Origin of the sequence: Rheinheimera tangshanensis, assembly GCF_014645135.1 — a bacterium.
GTDB classification, from domain to species: Bacteria; Pseudomonadota; Gammaproteobacteria; order Enterobacterales; family Alteromonadaceae; genus Pararheinheimera; species Pararheinheimera tangshanensis.
In genome coordinates, this window is the sequence record NZ_BMLH01000001.1 from 43571 (window position 1) to 63460 (window position 19890).

A 19890-nucleotide genomic window follows, 5' to 3' on the forward strand; every position below is an offset into this window, starting at 1 on the left:
ACAGAGTACAAACTAATGCAGCAGTGGGACGTAATAGTAATAGGCGCAGGCGCCGCAGGTTTATTTAGCGCTATTGAGGCGGCTAAAAGAGGCCGTAAAACCCTGGTGCTGGATAACGGTAAACGTATAGGCCGCAAAATTCTGATGTCTGGTGGCGGCCGCTGTAACTTCACTAACATCTATGCCAGCCCGGCCAATTATTTATCGCAAAACCCGCATTTTTGTAAATCGGCGTTAAGCCGTTATACCCAATGGGATTTTATTGCTTTGGTGCAGCAATACGGTATTGCCTATCACGAAAAAACTTTAGGCCAACTGTTTTGTGACGACAGCGCCAAAGACATCGTCGATATGCTGCAGCAAGAATGTGACAAAGCTGGTGTATCCATCGCACTGCAACAGGATATTCAAAACGTTAGTTTTGCTGATGGCCTTTATACAGTGACTACGCCACAACTTAACCGCAGCTGTCAGAGTTTAGTGGTGGCTTGTGGCGGTTTAAGCCTGCCAAATTTAGGCGCTACAGCTTATGGTTTTCAACTGGCTGAACAGTTTGGCTTAAATGTATTACCAGTGCGCGCGGCTTTAGTGCCACTCACCTGGCAACCCGCCGATAAAGCGGTCTTTGAAGAAATCAGCGGTGTGTCTTTGCCTGTGACGGCGCAAGCGAATGACGTGGTGTTTCCGGAAGATATGCTGTTTACCCACAGAGGCTTAAGTGGCCCTGCTATTTTACAAATCTCCAGCTTCTGGCAACCGGGCGACGAGCTGATTATTAACTTGTCACCGCAGCAGGATTTAAACCAATTCCTGCTGGAGCAACAGCAAAAACACCCGGATCAGGAGCTCAAAACTATCTTGTCGCGTTTGCTGCCAAAACGTTTAGTCGAAAAATTGCTGGAGCTGAATGTATTTCAGAATCAGGCGATTAAAGCGCTACATGGCAAGGCCATCCAGCGTTTAGCCGACAGCCTGACCCATTATGTATTTAAACCCAACGGCACCGAAGGCTACCGCACCGCCGAAGTGACTTTAGGTGGAGTTGACACCAACGAACTATCCTCCAAAACCATGGAAGCTAAAAAGCAACCAGGCCTGTATTTTGTCGGCGAAGTGGTCGACGTCACAGGTTGGCTCGGAGGCTATAACTTCCAGTGGGCTTGGGCCTCTGGCTGGGTGGCAGGGCAGTATTGTTAGTTGTTTTGCTATAGTAGACAGAGAGTATGAATAGACAGGAAATATAATGGCTGAGGATATTCGCTGGCTACAAAGATTGGACAACTTCAAACGTTCCATGTTGCAACTGGAGCAGGCTGTCACTTTGTCCAAACAACGCGCTTTATCAGATTTAGAGCAGCAAGGGCTGATCCAGGCTTTTGAATACAACTATGAATTAGCCTGGAATGTGATTAAGGACTTTTATAGCTATCAGGGTGACACTGAAGATATTCAGGGTAGCAGAGATGCGTTTCGCACTGCTTTTAATCGTGGTTTAGTCACGGAAGGGCAGCTTTGGATGGATATGATTAAAAGCCGCCAGCATACAGTGCATTCTTATAATAAGAATACCGCCGATGAAATTGCACTTGAGGTGATCCAGCGTTATTACCCGGCACTGATGGCTTTAAAGCAGCAATTGGAAGACAAAGCGGCCGCTTATGAATAAGGTTCTAAGCTACGGTTTACCCGAACAGGTCGTTCAGGCTATTCAACTGGTGCTGTCGCAGTATCCACAAGTGCGATCTGCTGTTTTATATGGCTCTCGCGCTAAAGGGAATTTCAGAGAAGGTTCGGATATTGATCTGACCTTAAAAACAGACCCTTCTGCTGATACTGCCCTGTTACTGCAAATTGAAAACCAACTGGATGAACTCAATACCCCTTATCAGTTTGATCTATCGCTGTTTCATCATATAACTAACCCAGGTTTGATTGAGCATATCAGTAGGGTTGGTGTAAATTTTTATCCCGTTGCCAATTAAACTTTTTCGTCTGATCACCCTCACCTGAACCTTATAGCTTCAATTTCGCTTTCATCAAGCCAGTCTAATTCTATAAATCTAGCTCCACAGATCAGACCAATAGCTGTTTGACGTGCTCTTCGTTTCAGGGCAGTGTAAGGGCAAAACAATTCAGCTGGAGGAAGTAAGGATGTTCAAATTAACGTTGGGATTAGTGGCCGGATTGGCTTTGACTAGCCTGAGTACTGTTGCTGCAGAGCCGGATCAGCCATCGCAAATTATGCAGCAATCGGAAGCAAAGGCCGAGAAGGGTGATGGTTATGTGTTTTATAGCTACTTTACCAAACCTACTTTTGGTACCCAGGATGCACTGACCGGTGTGGCAGTGATTGAGCCAGGTAAAGAAATTCATCCACCTCATATTCATGCCGAAGAAGAGTATCTGATGGTGGTGGAAGGCGAAGGCGTCTGGTCGCTGAAGGACAAAGATATTCCTGCTAAGGCTGGCGATATTTTATATGCAGCGCCCTGGGATTCGCACGGTATCCGCAATACAGGCAAAGTACCGCTGAAGTTTGTCGTGATGAAATGGCATAGCAAAGGTGTGCCAGTGCCTGCACAGCCTGCCGCTGTAAAGCCATAAACAGCAGAGAAAAAGCCGGTCTTAATTGACCGGCTTTGACTTTACTCGCTTAACCTTTTGATACAGTGAGCTTATCTACTACATCCACTACATCTTTGGCGTTTTTAGCTTTGGCAATCGCCAGGTCTTTTTCCGCGTCGGAATCCACCACACCGCTGAGCGTCACGACACTGTTCGCGACATCGACATCAATGCTGGTGCCACTGGTTTCTGGTTCAAACAGCAAACTGGTTTTTACCACAGTCGCTATTTTGGCGTCTTTTAAGGCACTGACAGCTTTTGGATTTGCAGTTGTTTGGTTGCCTTCTTTCACCATCAACTTGTTTTCTACTGAGCTGACGCCTTCCAGGCCTTCCACCAGCTCTGCAGCTAAGGCTTTATCCACATCGCTTTCTACTTCACCAGTTAAGGTGACCACACCGTTTTTCACATGGGTGTCTATCGCAAAAGAATTCAGGTTGCCGTTGAGCAACAAGGTGGTTTCTGCCTTGCCATCTATCCAGGCGTCTTTTGTTGCATCTTTCCAGTCATTGGCCGCCATCGCGGATACCGAAGCCAGAGTTAAAGTCATCATCACTGCTAATGTTGTGCGTTTCATTATGTCGCTCCTTTTGTTAGTGAGACAATGAGTTATTGCCAGTTTGATGCCAGAATTTAAGTTATTGATTTTTAACATATATATTTTAGGGTTCATTTAGTGTTAATTTTTTGTTTGTAAATTTGTCTGGTTGATCGGTAAAAGTTTCACACCCGATCAGCGGGTCTGAACATTGGCCAGCTGATCTGCTGCTATTTGCAGACTAGCGGTAAAATGCAGCAAACTGTTCTGATACGGGCCCAAATCAAAGTTTCTGATCGCAGTTTTTTGCAATTGCAGTTGTTGAACGAGTTGGTGCTGTAAAGTGGATAGTGATATATGGCTGCGTTTGTTGGCATACCAGGCACTAAGTTCATACAAGGCTGTCATACCCTCTGAAACGGCACAGTCTGAGTTTGGCGCAGGCAATAAATATAAAATTTGCTGGTGTAACTCTGCCAGCGTCGCAAAGTGTCGGCGTAAATTACCTGAGCTTGCTGTTTCTGCCTTGTATTGATAAAAGCGTCTGGCTTTGCTGAATAACAGGCCAAAAGCTGCTAACAGCTCTGTATGCTTGCCCCTTGAGGTTTCATTCAGGAAGCTTTGTGTCATAGGAATGGTACTCCATAGCAAATAAAACTATGCAGATTCATTATCAATTCATGTACCAGAATGTAAGTTTATGATGTATCTATATTTTTGAATTTAATGTCCAGGCAGCTGAGCGCCGATCGGTAAGTTTTACTCAGGATCCCTGTTAAATTTACAGCCAGCAACTCTTAAACTATGGAAAGTATTTATGACCCAGCCTGTATTGTTCCTGCACCTGCAGGACCCAGAATTAACCAGTTTGCTCTTGCAGTCGGATATTGTCCGGCGTTTTGTTATTTGTAAAAGCCAGCCGGATGAATGTTGGGTAGAACAACTGCTCAGACAAACTTGTGATTTGGCTTTTATTGAAATTGACAGCACAGAACCAGCTCAGTACGAACTATTACAGCAGAGCAACAGACTGGCTGAAATTGACTTTATTCTGGTGAGCAAAGGCATACCTGATTTGGCTCTGGATCAATTGATGCGCTCCGGTGCCGGTTATCATTTCCGTCAGCCACTGGATATGGCATCTGTACTGGATGCCGTGCAGGACTTTTATCAGCAGTTATCTTCAGTGGCGGTAAAACGTAAAGTACAAAGTAGTGATTTAGACCAGTTTGGCTTATTGGTGGGTTCCTCTGCCGCTATGCTCAGACTGTATAAAACAGTGCGTAAAGTGGCGGTGACCGAAGCCAATGTGCTTATTGTTGGTGAAAGTGGTGCAGGCAAAGAGCTGGTCGCCAATACGCTACATTTAGCCAGTCACAGGGCAGATCAGCCTTTTGTTGCCATCAATTGTGGTGCTTTAAGTTCAGAGCTTATCGACAGCGAACTTTTTGGTCATATGAAGGGCTCTTTTACTGGTGCCCTTAGGGATCATCAGGGCGTATTTGCTCAGGCGGAACATGGTACTTTATTTTTGGATGAAGTGACTGAAATGCCGCTGGAGCAGCAGGTGAAATTGCTGCGGGTGCTGGAGAGCGGTGAATACAGACCGGTGGGCAGTAACAAAGTATGTAAGGCGAATGTCCGGGTGATAGCGGCAACAAACCGCGATCCGCTGCAGGCTGTGGCTGACGGTATTTTTCGGGAAGATTTGTATTTCAGGCTATCGCAGTTTCCGGTCAAAGTTCCGGCTTTACGCGAGCGGGAAGGGGATATCACAGGTTTAGCCTATCATTTTCTTGCCTATTGCAACGCTCGTGAACAGCAGCAAAAACAGTTGTCTGATGCGGCTTTGGCAGTGATTAAACAGCATTGCTGGCCTGGCAATGTGCGTGAACTGAAACATGCGGTGGAACGGGCTTTTATTCTGGCAGACAAACTGATAGAACCCGAACATCTGCTGCTGGACCTGGCAACTCCAACTGCTGCGGTAGCTGACATTCCGCTTGATATGCCATTAGATGAACTGGAAAAAACCGCTATTTTTGCAGCTTTAGAGCGAAACGGTGGTAATAAAACCGATACTGCACAGCAGTTAGGCATCAGTGTAAAAACGCTGTACAACAAGCTGGATAAATATCAGCAGGAAAGTTGAAAACTGCTGTAGTCCCTCGTAAAGGAAAAGGGGCGGTTAAACCGCCCCTTCTGATCAACACTCTTTATCTTCAGCGTCAGTCTTTTCTTTGGCAGCTTCACACAACTCTTTGGCTTTCTCTGCAGTTTTATCTGCAGCGTCTTCCATCGCATCAGCAGTTTTGTCGGCTGCCTCTTCCAGCTTCTCGCCAGCTTGTTCAGCTTTTTCTTCAACCTGAACTTTCAGCGCTTCCATTTTGTCTTCTGCTTTTTCAGTATCGCTTTCGCTACAAGCTGCAATAGAGCTTGCTAACATCACAGCCAAGGCTACTTTAAACAATGAGTTTTGAGTTTTCATTCCATGCTCCTTTAGCCCTTTGGGGCTGATTACAATTTAGGGGTTTTGCCACGCAATGCATTCGCGACTAGTGAAATAACCAGCAAGACCACAAAAATCATAAAAATAATTTTTGCTATTCCTGCTGCAGCGCCTGCAATGCCACCAAAACCCAATATACCGGCCACTATGGCCACAATAAAAAAGGTTAAAGCCCAGCCTAACATAGTTACTCCCCGGTGCGTCAGCACCCAGTTAAAAGTGCTTTTGCACTAGTTGAAGGTACTTTGTACGTTAAGCCAGCATCATGCCAATATCAGGTTTTACACTTTAAGTTACTGTTATCGCTTATTTTATACAAGATTTATGAACGCAAGCTGTCTTAGCTCAGTGTTTAGCTGATGGTAAAATTTACAGGCCTGGCAGTAACAGTTGCAGGGTAGCGTTGAAGCCTGAAGCTACTGCAACTCAATTCGTGGCATAATCCCCACTGTATAAAAGCATGATGATGAGTAAGCAATGGCAAAAAAACTAAGTGTGGTGCAACTAAAACAACAAGCCAATGTGCTGAAATCACTGGAAGTTGTGGAACAGGCTGCTGCACCGCTTTATCCGGATTTTGTCGGCTGTTGGTTCAGTATGGAGTTTGAAAACTTTCCTGCGTCCTTGCTGGTGCGTTGTCAGTTCAACTCCGAAGCTGCTCTGGCCGCAGCACAGCAGCAAAAGTTGGATCTGTATTTTCAGAAACAGATCCATAAACAATTGTTTAAATGTGGCATTTTAATCAAAGACATCAAAAAGCATGTGGTGTTAACCACTTTGTCTGCGGAGGATTAACAGCACTGAACGCAGTGCTGTTGTCTAAGCTAACGTAAATCCGTAGTTAATGAGGGGCTACCAAAACCTTCTAAGCTGGCTCCGGATTTTTCAAAATAAGCCTGCCAGAAATTTTGCAGGCTTTGCATCGTCTTCCCTGATCTGTAACCATGTTTGACGTCATTCGGCACTAAACCTGCTGCATGCACATAAACCCGTACGCCAGTAAATTCAGCTTGCAGCTGGTTTTTCTCTACTTTAGCCAGTTCTTGTTCCGGGTTAATGGTTTTGATCTGGTTGTTCTGGTAAAAGCTACTGAAATCTGAGTTTTCCAGCATATCTGAGACTAAAAACAACACTTTGTCCTGAGCTTGTGAGTTTTTCCAATCCTGACCTATTTGCTTGAGACTGAAGAATATCTCGCTTTTAGCAATTTTTTTATCTTCACTGCCAAAGCTGTTGGCCAGACCTTTGGCTATCACTGTCTGAAAGTACTTCTGTTGCGCAGTGATGCATTTATCCAGTTGACGTAGGCTATTTTGCCCCGTGCTGTCACGTTGCTCCTGAGATAACTGGGATTCGAGCTTACCTGCAAAAACCAGTGCCATATGGCTGTCCGGTAAATAGGCAGAAAAGCGATAGAGCTTCACCGCATCTCCCGGCTTTACAAAGCGGATCAGATGGCTCAATGCTTCTTTTTTTAAGCTGACCGGCAACTGGGTCGTTTCGTCGATCACCATAACCAGTTCACGACCTGAGGATTCTGGTTTTTCAGAAATCCCTAGTTTGTCGTAACAGCTTTTGATGTCGTTACGTTCTGCTGCCCATAATGGCTGAGAGCATAAAGCTCCCAGCAACAGGACTAATCCTGTTTTGGTCATACTGATGTCCTTGATTTACTTTTGATGATTGCCAGGCGTTGTTGTTTTTTCAGCCAGGCTAAATCCAGTTCAAAGTCTTCTGCCAGGACGGTCAAATCTTCTTCACTCAGTTTGGTCAAGTCGACATCGGCCAGTTCAGCTGGCAGACTTTGCTCTGCCGTCTGAGCTGCCACCTGAACTGGTGCTGCGGCTGGTGTTGCCACTTCAACAGGAGTAGGTTCTGTCTGAACAGAGGCTACTACAGGAGTTGCAGCTACGACCTGCGAGACGACTACACTGGACTGAGTCACAATAGGTGTGGTGGCCTGTACTTGTTTTTTCACGGCCTGATTGGCCAGATAGTGATGGAAAGTACGTTGAGTACTGCCGACCTGAAGCGCTTCCTGTTCGTCAGATGAAATAACAGCACGACGGCTCATTTTTTCACGCAGCCGCTGCAGATAAGCTTCTGCCTGAGAAGCAATCAGATCTTTTTTCAGTTCCAGCCAATCATTTAATTCTTCTGCGCTGTTAAAGTTCTTGGTGTAGTTGCGTGCTTTGACAGACTCTTTACCGGCGTAGCTAAACGCAAAACCAAAGTAGATACCCACCACCTGAATCATCACAAAGATGACGGACAGAATGACAAAGGTCACACGACTAGCACTTGAACGTGCTGAGGTGGCTTCATCTTCCGCTTTTTTAGTGGCTGTTTCATTCACCTGAGCTAATTCGGCTGGTAAGGCGATGTCGTCTTCACTTTCTGCACTTTGCTCCAGCAGAGCCATTGGGTCGTCTGCTGCGGTTTGTTCAAACATGACGGCCTGATTGACCATCTCAGTGTTGTCTGCATCCAGGGTATAACTTCGCACCAGATAGGCACCCACGGCGAGGAAACAAATGTAAACCAAAGTAATAACAGTGGCGGTGTAGGTCGGAGTCACAGAGGCATTAGCCGGAACCCGGTTTAACACTTGTTGAAATTTCAGGCTGTTGTTGTCGTTGTAGGTTTTATCTATGCTGATGTCTTTTTCCGGCATCAGATTTAGTTTTTTCTGTTTCCCTTCAATTTCCCACCAACCACGGATTTTCTTTAGCAGGCTGTTTTTATGCCACTCTTTACCTGTCAATTCGGTCAGGAATACTGCGGCAATGGACAGTAAAAAGGCAACAAACCAGGCCAGCATAGTTTGTTCATTGCTGGACGCGTTTTTCGCCATAAATGGCGCCAAGACGTAAGCAAAACCTACGGCCTCCAACAAAATTAAGCCGATGATCAAAGCCCACAAAAACGGGCCTTTTTCTGAACGGCCACTCTCTTCCACTTTATTCAGATAGTCATCGCACTTCTCATAATAATCAGGGCTTTGGCTGAAGTCTTTGTAGTGCTCGTAAAAGTCAGAACAGACTCGTTTTTCAATCGGATACCAGCCGTCACCACCTAATTTGTGATCAGAACGGCCAGCTCTGGCTAAACGACCAATCAATGGAAATGACCAGCCGGTGCGCATCACGAAAAATTTTACTTCTGACCACCAGACTTTCAGGGCCAACACAAACAACATAAAAGACACAAAGACTGTGATCAACTGCCAATAAGCAGCCAGAAATAACTTCAACTCATCCATTTTAATGTTCCCGGTTTAAATATCTGTATTACGTGGTCTGTAGTCGGCGACGTAGGTTTGCTGTTGTTTCGGATAATACAAAGTGCCATCCACAGCCTTGCTACCGCCATAAGGTAGCAGCACATCCAGGCACTGGATTGGAGCTTTGCTGTCAGCGATAAAAATACGCATCAACATATTCTTCTGGCCCGGGTATACGGTGGCATGTCCCTGATACTGCCCCGTGATTTCGGAATTCTTTTTACTGTAGTTTTGGGTGAAGGCAACCATAGGTTGTGCAGCCACTTCGTTACTTTCGGCCAGTACGGCGACGGGGTTGATATACACCACATGGCCATTGACTTTGGCAGCCCATACTTTGCCATTCATGCCGGGCATAAACTCTGTCGTTTTGTATTGCGCCAAGGCTTTACCAGCTAAGTTTTTCACTTCGCCAATCACCGGCTTGCTATCGTTAGAGCAAGAGCGAATGGGGGCATCATTGGCGACAGCTGAGCTGAATAAACCTGTGCCACCCTGATAATTTGGAGTAAATCTGGACGCCAGTTCCCAGTTATCTTTAGCTGCGGGCTTGCCACCAAAATCTATACCTTTGTTTGCGGATGCGCGCTCGCCAGATTTTCTGGTTTTGCTCTGCGTTTTGGTACTGTTGGTAGATGCGCTTTGTTGACTTTGCGAGCTGTACGGTACCTGATTCAGGTGAGCCTTCGATTGCTGAATATAACGCGGGTTATGTTGTTCAGATGCGATACGCTTTTGCAGCATTTCTTCATCTTTTAATTCGACCAGCTCCACACGACGATTCATGTCGCGGCCTGCCTGAGTGCTATTGTCGGCCACCGGGCGACCTTCACCAGCACCCTGGAAATAAAGTTGTTCGGCGTTAAAGCCTTGTTTAGCCAACAGGCTAACCACAGCCTTAGCTCTTTGTTCTGATAAGGTTTGGTTGTATTCGGCGCTGCCGGTATCGTCGGTATGACCAATCACCAGAATAGGCGCTTTTTCTGTGCCTTCGCCTTTACGGGCATTGGCAACTAATGCGGCTAGTTTCTCTAACTGGCGAACACCAGATTCGGTCAGAGTGGCACTGTTGACGCCAAACATAGAGCTGTCTTCAATTTGTGCTACTAAACCTACAGTGTCATTTTGCGGAGCTTGTTGATTGTCTTTTTGGGCTGATTTTTTTGCCTGAACCGGATCTTGAGAAGGTGCCTGATAGACTCGTTCCATCTGGATCTTCATATTTTCTTCAGCCGCAAGGCGCTGCAGGTCTTTTTCTCTTTTATCCCACATATGGCCGGCTATACAGCCAGCAACCAAACCGGCTGCTGCGCCTTTAAGCGCACCGTCACGACCGCCGAGTAAAGCACCCGCCAAGCCACCGATCAAAGTACCACCGACGCAACCAATTGCTGTCCGGCCATACTTCTCGCCTGCTTCATTGGCCGTTTTACCTGGGTTCGCGCAGCTACTTAAGGCTAAACAAACAGCAGAAACTAAAATAGAGGTTTTAAAACGCAAGGTGAGCGAGTGTGCATCCATTCTTAATTTTCCTTTTATTTTGTAAGAAAATCATACTCCACTGCTCAAATAGGTCAATAACTTTTCCATTTGAATCATAATGTTGATGATCCTCACAAATTCTGTTGCTGTCTTTTTTCCTGATGGATTGGTGTTTGACTCTGTAATTACAAATGCCTGCTTTGGCTGTTCCGCGATTTGAGGTAGCATAAACGCCATTTGGTTTTAAAAAATTTGGCGTATGACGGCTGATTTTGTTTTTCCTGTCTCAGCAGAGCAGTTACAACTCTGGTTTCACCCTGCCACCTTCCACAAGGCGCGGGCCTATTTTCTGGCTGGAAAAGTGGTGCAGCTGGATTATGAGCCTGATTTTTCGCAAATCCGCAGCCAGGTTTGGGGCGATGGTTTTAGTCCTTTTAAGCAACTGATTTCTATCTCTGAGCGGGACGGCCAGCTACAACTGACAGATTCCTGCACTTGTTCTGAGGGCAATAGATGCAAGCATGTGCTGGCTGCTTTATTAAAGCTGAAACATCAGTTGGATCAGTTGCAACAAAAAGCGGTGCAACAGCCGGTGCGGCAACTCAACCAATGGTTTAGTGAAGCCGAGCAGTACAATCCGCCTACAACTGCACAACCTACCGAAGAAACCGTCTTGTATGAACTGCGTCCGAGCAGTTTGGGTTTACAGTTGCTGCCCAAAAGGGTGAAACAAGCTAAGAATGGCAGTTACAGCAAAGGCAAAATTATTGCTCAAAGCGAGCTGGCCGGGCAGGTGAGGCCACTCTGGCTGGCCGAAGATGACTACAGATTATTACAGCAGTTTTTTGCTTTTGACTTACGCCGTCAGGCCTTACTGGAAGATCAGTGGGGGTATCAGCTGCTGCTTAAATTGCTCGATACTGGCCGTTGTGTGCTGGATGAAGAGCGCCGGGAGCTGCTCTGGAGCGAGACCTTGCCGCTACAGTTACGCTGGCTCAGAAGCAAAGCGGGCTGGCAGTTATTGCAGCTGATGCCTAAAGATCGTGAGCTGGAACTGGTGTACACAGACCCGCCTTGTTATCTGGATTTAGTCAATAATCAGCTGGGTTTGCTGCAAAGTGATATCACGGGTCGTGAGTTGAAACTGTTAATGCGGATGCCGCCAGTGCCTGCTGCCGTCTTGCAGGACAGCATGAAACGGTTGCAGCAGATTTTCCCCAATCTCAATTTACCTGTACCGGACGACAGTGCAGTGCAAAAAATTGAGAGTAAGCCAGTGCCTGTGTTGCAACTAAAGATGCTGACGCAAAAAAACAAAGTCAGCAAAGCTGTGGCCCTGCTCCAGATGGCCTATGGCCCGCATGTATTGCCACTGGATTTACAACAATCCCAAACTCAGTTGCAACTGGACAACCAGATTGTTTTTATCCGCCGCGACCGGGACAGTGAAATCAAAGCGCTGGAAACTGTATCGCAGTATGGCTTGCGTTCTATGCCTGTTGAACAATCCGCTCTTTCTGTGAGCGGGCCCTATTTTGACTGCGGTGAGGGGCCGGAAAACCCGCTGTTATGGCAACCTTTATTGCAGGCTATTCCTGAGCTCAAACAACAAGGTTGGCGCATAGAACAGGACAAAGCCTTTAATCAGGCGGTGATCCACGCCAAAGCCTATCTGGAGGTGACAGATAAACACACCGGAGGTTTTGGTTTAGCCATTCAGGTAGAAATTGATGGTCAGCAAATTCCGCTCCTGCCTTTAATCACCCAGTGGTTACGCAGTTATGGTTTGCCTGCGGCCGATGAAACCTTGTGGCTGAGTTTACCGCAAGGCAAATTGCCTTTGCCTGTCAGCCTGATACAGCCCTTGATCGACACCATAGTTGAACTTTTAAATCTGAAAAAAGCTCCCAGCGAAATAGAGCTGCCGGATTACAAGGCCGCCTTATTGCCAGGCCCTGGTGCTGAAGAAATTCGTTATCTCAATGCTGGACGTTTGCAGCAGTTGGTGACTCAACTGCAACATTTTGATGGCATTGAGGATGTCCCAGCGCCGCTCACTTTAAAAGCTCAACTGCGACCTTATCAGCAGCAGGGCTTAAGCTGGCTCTGTTTCCTGCGTCGTTTTGGTTTGGGTGGCATTTTAGCCGACGACATGGGGTTGGGAAAAACTGTACAGACATTGGCCTTTTTACTGCATCAGCAGGAGGCGGGGCTGCTTAAGCATCCGGCTTTAATTGTTTGCCCGACCAGTTTATTAGGCAACTGGGCACAAGAAGCTGCACGTTTTGCCCCTTCATTAAAAGTGCTGACTGTATACGGCCCTAAACGGCAGGCGCTGTTTGACCAGCTGGAAAAATACGACTTAATAGTCACCAGTTATCCGCTGCTGGTGCGGGATATAGCCTATTACCAGACTCATCACTTTAGCCTGATGGCGCTGGATGAAGCGCAGCATATTAAAAATGCCGGTTCGCAGTCGGCGCAAAGTGCTCGTTTAGTGAAAGCTGACTTCAAGCTGGCCTTAACAGGCACGCCACTGGAAAACCATTTGGGTGAACTCAAAGCCTTATTTGATTTTGTCTTGCCGGGTTTATTAGGCACTGAAGCCCGGTTCCAGCAGGTATTTCGCAAACCCATAGAAAAGTCAGCCGATGCTGAGCGTGCCCATGCATTGCGCCAGCGTATTGCGCCTTTTATGTTACGCCGCACGAAAAAGCAGGTGGCGACAGAATTACCGGATAAAACCGAAATTCTGCAACTGCTGGAGATGGAGTCGGATCAGCGTAACTTGTACGAAAGTATCCGTTTAATTATGGAAACCAAAGTACGGGAATTATTTTTGCGCAAAGGCGTAGCCGCCAGTCAGATGGAGTATCTGGATGCGCTGTTAAAGTTACGCCAGGCCTGTTGTGATGCACGGTTATTGCCCATAGAGCAGGCGCAGCTGGTGCAGAATAATGCTAAGTTGCAGTGGCTGCGCGATACTTTGCCTGAGATGATCGAAGAAGGTCGTAAAGTGCTGATTTTTAGCCAGTTCTCCAGCATGCTGAGCCTGATAGAACAGGAACTGCAGTATATGGATATCAGCTACAGTAAGCTGACAGGTCAGACTAAGAAGCGGCAGGAACAAATCGACGAATTCCAGCTCGGCGACAATTCGGTGTTTTTAATCAGCTTAAAAGCCGGTGGTACAGGCTTAAACCTGACAGCAGCTGATACTGTTATTCACTACGACCCCTGGTGGAATCCAGCGGCCGAAAATCAGGCGACAGACAGGGCTTATCGGATAGGTCAGGACAAACAGGTGTTTGTCTATAAACTGATTATCAGCAAAACTGTAGAAGAAAAAGTGCAGCAGTTACAGCAGTTTAAGCAAGGCTTAGCCGATCAGATTTTCAGTCTGGGTCAAAGCCATATCTGGCAGGGTGAGGCGCAAGACTTATTAGCATTATTTAGCGAATAGGTCACAGCAGGGAAGAAAAAATTTATGAAGATCAAAGGCGTATTATTTTCCCTGCTGTGTTGTTTCAGCACTGTAGTACTGGCGGCTGAACCTTATGATCGTATCGCGCCTTTGGTTGAAAAAGCGATATCCGACAAGCAGTTACCGGGCGCTGTGGTGCTGGTAGGGCGTGGTGAACAGATCCTGTATTACAAGGCTTTTGGTTTTAAAACCTATTCACCTGCAGCGGCTGTCACTACAACAGACACTGTGTTTGATTTAGCTTCGTTAACTAAGCCCTTAGTGACAACAACCTTAATAATGCAGCTGGTGGAGCAGGGCGAGTTAAGGCTTACCGACCCTGTAGGCAAGTACCTGAAGCAGCTTAACGATGCACAGGTGAAAAACATCACTATTGTGCAATTGCTGACTCATAGCTCAGGTTTAGCCGATGGTTTTGACCGGCGTGAATTCTGGCAGGGCAAAGCGGGTTTAGAGCAGCAACTGGCAAAGCTGAAGTTAAAAACCAGGCCGGATCAGCAGTTTGTTTATTCAGATATAGGTTTTATTTTGTTGGGGCTGGTGGTTGAACAAATCACAAATCAGCCACTGGATTTAGTCGCACAGCAACGCATTTTCCTGCCGTTGCAAATGAAAGACAGTCGTTACTTGCCTTTGGATAAACCTTTGCAAGATGCCGCTTATCTGCAACGTATTGCTCCAACTGAAAACCTGCAGGGGGATACAGATTATCAAAAGCTATTGCCAAACTATGCTCAAACTTATTTGCATGCGGTGGTGCATGACCCAACTGCTCTGCGTTTAAATGGGGTCGCAGGTCATGCCGGAGTTTTTGGCACAGCTAACGATTTAGCCTTGTTTGCCCAAATGTTGTTAAACGGCGGTGAGCATAAAGGCCAAAGCGTATTATCGCCTTTGGCGGTACAACGTGTATTAACTCCTGTAGTGATTGGTAACCAAAGCCGGGCTTTAGGCTGGGATATGCAAACAGCTTATTCAGCACCTAAAGGGGATCTATTACCCGCTGGTTCTTTTGGTCACACGGGGTTTACCGGTACCAGTCTCTGGATCGATCCGGCCAGCCGCACCTATATCATTTTGTTATCAAATCGTGTGCACCCCAACCGCAATACGTCCATCACAGACCTGCGCGCTAAGCTGGCAAATATAGTGGCAGCAGAGATTAATTAATGCGCCATTTGCTCGCGGTTTTTCTGGATAAAACCACTTACCTGATGCAGCTCCAGTGGTCGTTCATACAAATAACCTTGTAAATAGTGTACCCCGGCCTTGGTGAGTTTTTCGGCCTGTTCAGCAGTTTCAACCCCTTCAGCCACCACTTTGTAACCCATATTGGCGGAGATGCTCATCACTGCCGCCACTATCGTCATGCCATTCAAATCCAGTTTATCGATAAAAGACTTATCGATTTTGACAATATTTACATTTAAGTCCTGCATCACCGACAAAGATGAGTAACCAGTGCCGAAATCATCAATAGAGACTTTGATGCCCAGGCTTTGCAGATGTTTGATGGTAAAAAACAGGTTTTCTTTGTCGCCGGAGAAGACGGATTCCGTAATTTCGATATGAAGAAAACGGGCTTCAATACCGTAATAACGGATCATTTCTTCAATGGTGCTGGCAAAACTCAGATCCTGAAACTGCACTACAGACACGTTAACACAGACAGAAATGGAGCCATAAAGCTCAGTGAGCATTCTGATTTCCAAGCAGGATTTTTGTAATACCCAATACCCAATTTGCCGTATTCGCCCTGTTTGCTCTGCCAGACCAATAAATTCATGTGGCGCGATATTTTCACCGTCCAATTGCCAGCGCAACAAAGCCTCAAAAGCCACGACCGCAGTATCAGATGCTCGAACTATAGGGTGAAATACCAGCCGAAACTCTTCGTTTTCCAGGGCTGTATCCAGCCTGTTACGCAGGAAAATCTCTCTTTTCATTCTGCTGGCTAAATGATCATCAAAAAACGACCAGCGTTGGCTGATGCTGCTTTTCTGATGGTACATCGCCATATCTGCCAGCTGTATCAACTCTTGTTCGTCTTTACTGTGCTCAGGATAAAGGGCAATGCCAATAGTGGCACTGATACGTATTCTATGTCCTCTGATCTCCATAGTGCCGGAAATATGTTCAACCAACTGGCAGGATAAGCGCACCAGCACCTCGGTATTATTGCTTGGTACACAGATCAGAAATTCATCGCCGCCCCAGCGGCATAAGGTCATGGCTTCAGTGCAACAGGCTTTAATTCGTTGAGCTGTCAGTATTAATACTTCATCACCAACGCTGTGTCCTATACTGTCATTTACCCGTTTAAAGCCGTCCAGATCGACAAACAAAATAGAAAAGCCTTTCTTGTGCTGAATAGAACTCTGTTTTATTTCCCGTACATGGGACAAAAATGCAGTTCTGTTGAAGAGTCGGGTTAACACATCCAGATTGGATAAGTCGTAGATCTGCTTGGTTCTGGCAACCACCTGATCTTCCATACTTTCTAATAACAAGTTGTTTTGATGCCTCAGCTCAATAGACTTCAGGGTGAAATCAGCTGATTTCAGCGCTGAAACCACCATGACCAGTGAAAAAAACATCCCCAGTCCACCTAACAAATTCTGATAGTACTCAGGGGATAACAGCAACAAGAGAGAGAAAGGCATCAGTAAAATAATGGAGTAGGCGATGGATGTGGTTTTATCGCCGGACAAAATATTCACGGCCCCACCAGCCATGGCCGAAACAATAATAATGCAGGTGGTTAACTCACTTAAATCAAAGCCAGGATAAAAATACAGACAATAGAAGCACCAAAGCAAAGCTGTAGCGATGGCACCTGCTGAAAATCTGAGTAAATCTTTCTGTTGGCCTTTACCACCTTGCCGTACTTTACGGGTCCAGACTATCGCATCTGCCAGTCTGAACAGCAGTAAGGCATTCATCAGCACCCACCAGAATATTTTTTCAGTACGGTTTGCCTGTTGTAAAAAACCAAAAGCCAAAGTACCGGATGCGATCATTGAAATCAGCATTCCAGCATAACTGTTTGAATATAATAAGTTTATCTTGTCGTGCTGATGCAGTTTCTGCAGTTCATCTTCATTACCCATAAAGCGTCCTGTTTTCTTCATAGGGCGGTTGATACCTGTGCCGGGAAACAGCAGACAGGCGCTCCAGATCCTTCGAAACTCCGCCAGTTGAGCCCGAAGCTTAATTCAGTATGGCAGCAATTATTCAGGTCGACTGAGCAAAAGTTATAAGTTTTATTAGCGAAACTTTTTTTGCTGATAGTGCTGAAAAATAATTTGAGTAATCACTTTAAACACCTGACGACAGCTGTACTCTGTAGTGAAGCAGAGTACAAGATGCGCGACTGTGTGGCTTTGACTAATTGTTAACAAAAAAACAGATGTACATTCAAACAGAAGCAATGGAATTCATACTGCACATCATTGGTTTTACGACGAATACTGTATTGCATTGCCATTAAGCTGTTCTATCTTGTACTGGGATTTGTAACTTGGCATCACGGAAATGATGCAAATAAAACAATAAATTCACAAAGACAAGAACAAGGACAAACGAATGAAACTACTGAAAATGGCGGCTGCCGGTTTGGCGCTGCTGAGCTTACCTCTTTCTGCTGCGTTAAATGGTCATACTGTGGTGCTGGTGCATGGTTTTCAGCCTGCGAATTTAGCTGACCGACCAACAGGGGCAGATGTCACCAGCAATGGCGCTGACTATTGGGCTGGTTTTTGGTTAAGCCGCGCTGACGCGCGTATCGACTGGCCTTCGCAAGAACGTATAACAGGTAAAATTGCCACTGATTATGTCTGGCCTAAATTACAACAGCTGTCCCGCTCTGGCTCCTGTAACAATGGTTGTATTTTTGTCAGCCACTCCACTGGCGATTTAGTGACCCGTTATATCATCGACAATCAGGCTTTGTGGCTTAAAAACGCCGGTTTACAACCGCTGAATATCATTGCCAGTTTTGACTTCGCTGGCGCTGGTGGCGGAGTGGAGTTGGCTGATTTAGCCGTCAATGTAGCAGGAGGAGGAAGTTGGACAGATGCGGCTTTACGCGCAGCTTTATCTTTGTGGTTAGGTCAAATACCAACGCCTTCCAATATTGGGGTACTGAACGACTTAAGGGTGAATACAGCGCGTCAGTTGGCCAGTTTCCCCACCAGCCGCGTGCCACGTTTACGTTTTGCCGGTGCAGGTTCTGACTTCTTAAATGCCACAGGGCCATTTTTACCTGGCACAGACGACGGTGTAGTCGCCAGTCATTCCAGCTGCGGTGCTTCCGCTGTTGGTGCTTTTACCAGTTGCAGTGCGAACGTGGCTTTTGACGGCAAGCTGGCCAGTCAGAGCAGTGGCGTGAAAGGCTTTATGCCGTATCACTACCCTATGCTAATGGGCAATGATTACAGCCACAGTGGTCTGATTGAAGATAGTCGCGATGGCGAAGTGACAGCTGCTAACGCCAGAGCGACTTACTTAAATGCAGAGGCTTTGCAGTTCCAAACGTATCAGCAATCAAGAGGTTGGTGGGTTTTTGCTTCAAACTATGTGTTAGTGACAGGCTCAGATCGCCAGAGTATGTCGTCTTTAGTCAGTCAGGCCGCTGATTAATGCAAAAGAAAGTTTTATTTACTCTGCTGCTGGTGCTGCTGGCACTGGCGGCTTTTTGGTTTTGGCCCAAAAACGAAACTGCTACTGTAGCGGTGGATAAACCACAGCCTGAAGCTATGGCTGAGCCGCAACAAACGCCAGTGGTTCCGGCAGTAGCTCCGGTGCCAATTGATCAGTATCAGCAGGAGGAGTTAAAGCAAAGCTTTAGCCTGTTATCGCAAGCTTATGCGGCAGATCTAAGTTACCCATCTTATTCGCGGCCTTTAACTTCGGCTGATCATCAACTGCTGAATCCGAATTACTTCGACACAGTGGCCTTGCCGCTGGAAGGGGGCGCGAGCGCCAGTCTGGTGTTGCCCAAATACCGCTTTACGTATCCCGAACCGGTCGTCTTTAGCCTGGTGATGGAAAGTTTATCGCCACAACAGGTGAAAGCCGAATTACGTGAGCAACAAAGCGGCAAAGTGTTGGCGCAAGCCGATTTAACCGCTACGCCAGACTCCACCGAATGGCCGCATCAGTTTGATGGTAGTGAAAACTGGGATGGCGCTATGGAGTTGGTGGTGCTATTTGAAGCGCAAGGCAAAACTCAGCAATTACAAACAGGGCTGGACTACAGCTATCCGGTGGCCACTATCACGGGCATTGGCAGCAGCAGTTCGCGTGGGTCTGATTTAGTGATCCCAGTAAATCTTGATGTGAAAAAAGCTGGTATGTACCGCTTAAGAGCTAATTTATTTACTGAAAACAAACAGCCTTTGGCGGTGCTGACCGCTGAAGGGAAGCTGACTGAAGGTTCTGCAATTTTGGATCTAAAAGCTTTTAAACAGGTATTACAGCAACAAGCCGGGCCCTATTGGCTCGGAACCTTTGTGCTGGAATTACGCTCCGCCATGCCGGCTGAAGCGACCAGATACGGTGACAGCAAAGAGCCAGGTTTTGTGGTGGAGGCCATTAACTTTGACCAATTGAGTGACGAGCCTTTTGTGCTCAGTGATGAGGAAAAACAGCGCCTTGAGTTTTTAAAGCAGATGGCTGGGGAAAAGTGATGTTGTTCGTCTTACCACTGCTTTGAGTTGTGTATCGTCTATCAGTTATTCTAAGATCCTCAAGTGAACTACAAGAACATAGCTTAAAAACAATGGGTTATTGGTTGCATAACCTGTCTGCAATACTGCAAGGTTGATAAGCAGGTCTTTTTTATCATTGGATAAAAAGTTGCTCTACTATCTGAATAGATTGTCCCTTTTTATAGTTTTTGTGTAATTAATTTAATTCACTTGTGTGATTAGTGTGAATGAATTATAAAATTAATCTCTTCTATTCGA

Annotated in this window: 18 protein-coding genes; 10 read left to right on the forward strand and 8 right to left on the reverse strand. The window is 46.3% G+C overall.

Annotated elements, in window-relative coordinates; genetic code table 11:
- Nucleotides 1-15 precede the first annotated feature (15 nt).
- The 4 genes from IEW88_RS00190 to IEW88_RS00205 all read left to right on the forward strand — a co-directional run bounded on the left by IEW88_RS00190 (nucleotide 16) and on the right by IEW88_RS00205 (nucleotide 2604).
- Entirely contained in the window at nucleotides 16-1197 is a 1182-nt protein-coding gene (locus IEW88_RS00190; protein ID WP_147905430.1) for a BaiN/RdsA family NAD(P)/FAD-dependent oxidoreductase, read from the forward strand.
- 46 nt (nucleotides 1198-1243) lie between these two features.
- The gene (locus IEW88_RS00195; RefSeq protein ID WP_147905431.1) at nucleotides 1244-1666 is read left to right on the forward strand and encodes a nucleotidyltransferase substrate binding protein; all 423 of its coding nucleotides are present in this window, start codon (nucleotides 1244-1246) and stop codon (nucleotides 1664-1666) included.
- Nucleotides 1659-1982: a nucleotidyltransferase domain-containing protein gene (locus IEW88_RS00200; protein ID WP_147905432.1), complete on the forward strand. Its 324-nt coding sequence runs from the start codon at nucleotides 1659-1661 to the stop codon at nucleotides 1980-1982. Before IEW88_RS00195 ends, IEW88_RS00200 begins: the two co-directional genes overlap by 8 nt.
- Nucleotides 1983-2151: 169 nt before the next feature.
- On the forward strand, nucleotides 2152-2604 hold the full coding sequence (locus IEW88_RS00205; protein WP_147905433.1) for a cupin domain-containing protein: 453 nt from the start codon (nucleotides 2152-2154) through the stop codon (nucleotides 2602-2604).
- Between the two features lie 49 nt (nucleotides 2605-2653).
- Here the strand turns inward: IEW88_RS00205 and IEW88_RS00210 are convergent, their stop codons facing one another.
- Both IEW88_RS00210 and IEW88_RS00215 read right to left on the reverse strand, forming a co-directional pair.
- Entirely contained in the window at nucleotides 2654-3202 is a 549-nt protein-coding gene (locus IEW88_RS00210) for a BON domain-containing protein (RefSeq protein WP_147905434.1), read from the reverse strand.
- A gap of 156 nt (nucleotides 3203-3358) precedes the next feature.
- Nucleotides 3359-3793, reverse strand: coding sequence for a hypothetical protein (locus IEW88_RS00215; RefSeq protein ID WP_147905435.1), 435 nt, complete (start codon nucleotides 3791-3793; stop codon nucleotides 3359-3361).
- Nucleotides 3794-3980: 187 nt separating this feature from the next.
- Here IEW88_RS00215 and IEW88_RS00220 point away from each other — a divergent pair, with 187 nt between their 5' ends.
- The gene (locus IEW88_RS00220; protein ID WP_147905436.1) at nucleotides 3981-5315 is read left to right on the forward strand and encodes a sigma-54 interaction domain-containing protein; all 1335 of its coding nucleotides are present in this window, start codon (nucleotides 3981-3983) and stop codon (nucleotides 5313-5315) included.
- Between the two features lie 54 nt (nucleotides 5316-5369).
- Here the strand turns inward: IEW88_RS00220 and IEW88_RS00225 are convergent, their stop codons facing one another.
- Nucleotides 5370-5651 (reverse strand): hypothetical protein, encoded by a 282-nt coding sequence (locus IEW88_RS00225; protein WP_147905437.1) that lies wholly within the window; start codon nucleotides 5649-5651, stop codon nucleotides 5370-5372.
- Between the two features lie 29 nt (nucleotides 5652-5680).
- Nucleotides 5681-5857 (reverse strand): DUF1328 family protein, encoded by a 177-nt coding sequence (locus IEW88_RS00230; protein ID WP_082335604.1) that lies wholly within the window; start codon nucleotides 5855-5857, stop codon nucleotides 5681-5683.
- Between the two features lie 292 nt (nucleotides 5858-6149).
- Here IEW88_RS00230 and IEW88_RS00235 point away from each other — a divergent pair, with 292 nt between their 5' ends.
- Nucleotides 6150-6467: a hypothetical protein gene (locus IEW88_RS00235; protein ID WP_147905438.1), complete on the forward strand. Its 318-nt coding sequence runs from the start codon at nucleotides 6150-6152 to the stop codon at nucleotides 6465-6467.
- Between the two features lie 29 nt (nucleotides 6468-6496).
- On the opposite strand, the gene IEW88_RS00240 is transcribed toward IEW88_RS00235, so the two are convergent.
- The 3 genes from IEW88_RS00240 to IEW88_RS00250 are packed head-to-tail and all read right to left on the reverse strand — an operon-like array spanning nucleotide 6497 to nucleotide 10476.
- Complete coding sequence (locus IEW88_RS00240; RefSeq protein ID WP_147905439.1) at nucleotides 6497-7327, reverse strand: hypothetical protein; 831 nt, start codon at nucleotides 7325-7327, stop codon at nucleotides 6497-6499.
- Nucleotides 7324-8934: a hypothetical protein gene (locus tag IEW88_RS00245; protein ID WP_147905440.1), complete on the reverse strand. Its 1611-nt coding sequence runs from the start codon at nucleotides 8932-8934 to the stop codon at nucleotides 7324-7326. Before IEW88_RS00245 ends, IEW88_RS00240 begins: the two co-directional genes overlap by 4 nt.
- Nucleotides 8935-8949: 15 nt before the next feature.
- A complete protein-coding gene (locus IEW88_RS00250) occupies nucleotides 8950-10476 on the reverse strand; it encodes an OmpA family protein (RefSeq protein WP_147905441.1) in 1527 nt (508 codons plus the stop codon).
- A gap of 220 nt (nucleotides 10477-10696) precedes the next feature.
- Between IEW88_RS00250 and IEW88_RS00255 the strand changes: the two genes are divergently transcribed.
- Both IEW88_RS00255 and IEW88_RS00260 read left to right on the forward strand, forming a co-directional pair.
- Nucleotides 10697-13900, forward strand: a complete 3204-nt coding sequence (locus IEW88_RS00255; protein WP_147905442.1) for a DEAD/DEAH box helicase — start codon at nucleotides 10697-10699, stop codon at nucleotides 13898-13900.
- 24 nt (nucleotides 13901-13924) lie between these two features.
- Nucleotides 13925-15091 carry a serine hydrolase domain-containing protein gene (locus tag IEW88_RS00260; RefSeq protein WP_147905443.1) on the forward strand — a complete coding sequence of 389 codons (1167 nt, stop codon included), beginning with the start codon at nucleotides 13925-13927 and terminating at the stop codon, nucleotides 15089-15091.
- Here IEW88_RS00260 and IEW88_RS00265 read toward each other — a convergent pair.
- A complete protein-coding gene (locus IEW88_RS00265) occupies nucleotides 15088-17052 on the reverse strand; it encodes a putative bifunctional diguanylate cyclase/phosphodiesterase (RefSeq protein WP_221411465.1) in 1965 nt (654 codons plus the stop codon). The two genes, IEW88_RS00260 and IEW88_RS00265, sit on opposite strands and share 4 nt — an antisense overlap.
- A 454-nt stretch (nucleotides 17053-17506) precedes the next feature.
- On the opposite strand from IEW88_RS00265, the gene IEW88_RS00270 reads away from it, so the two are divergent.
- Nucleotides 17507-18562, forward strand: coding sequence for a hypothetical protein (locus IEW88_RS00270; protein ID WP_147905444.1), 1056 nt, complete (start codon nucleotides 17507-17509; stop codon nucleotides 18560-18562).
- Entirely contained in the window at nucleotides 18562-19611 is a 1050-nt protein-coding gene (locus IEW88_RS00275) for a hypothetical protein (RefSeq protein WP_147905445.1), read from the forward strand. Before IEW88_RS00270 ends, IEW88_RS00275 begins: the two co-directional genes overlap by 1 nt.
- Nucleotides 19612-19890 lie beyond the last annotated feature (279 nt).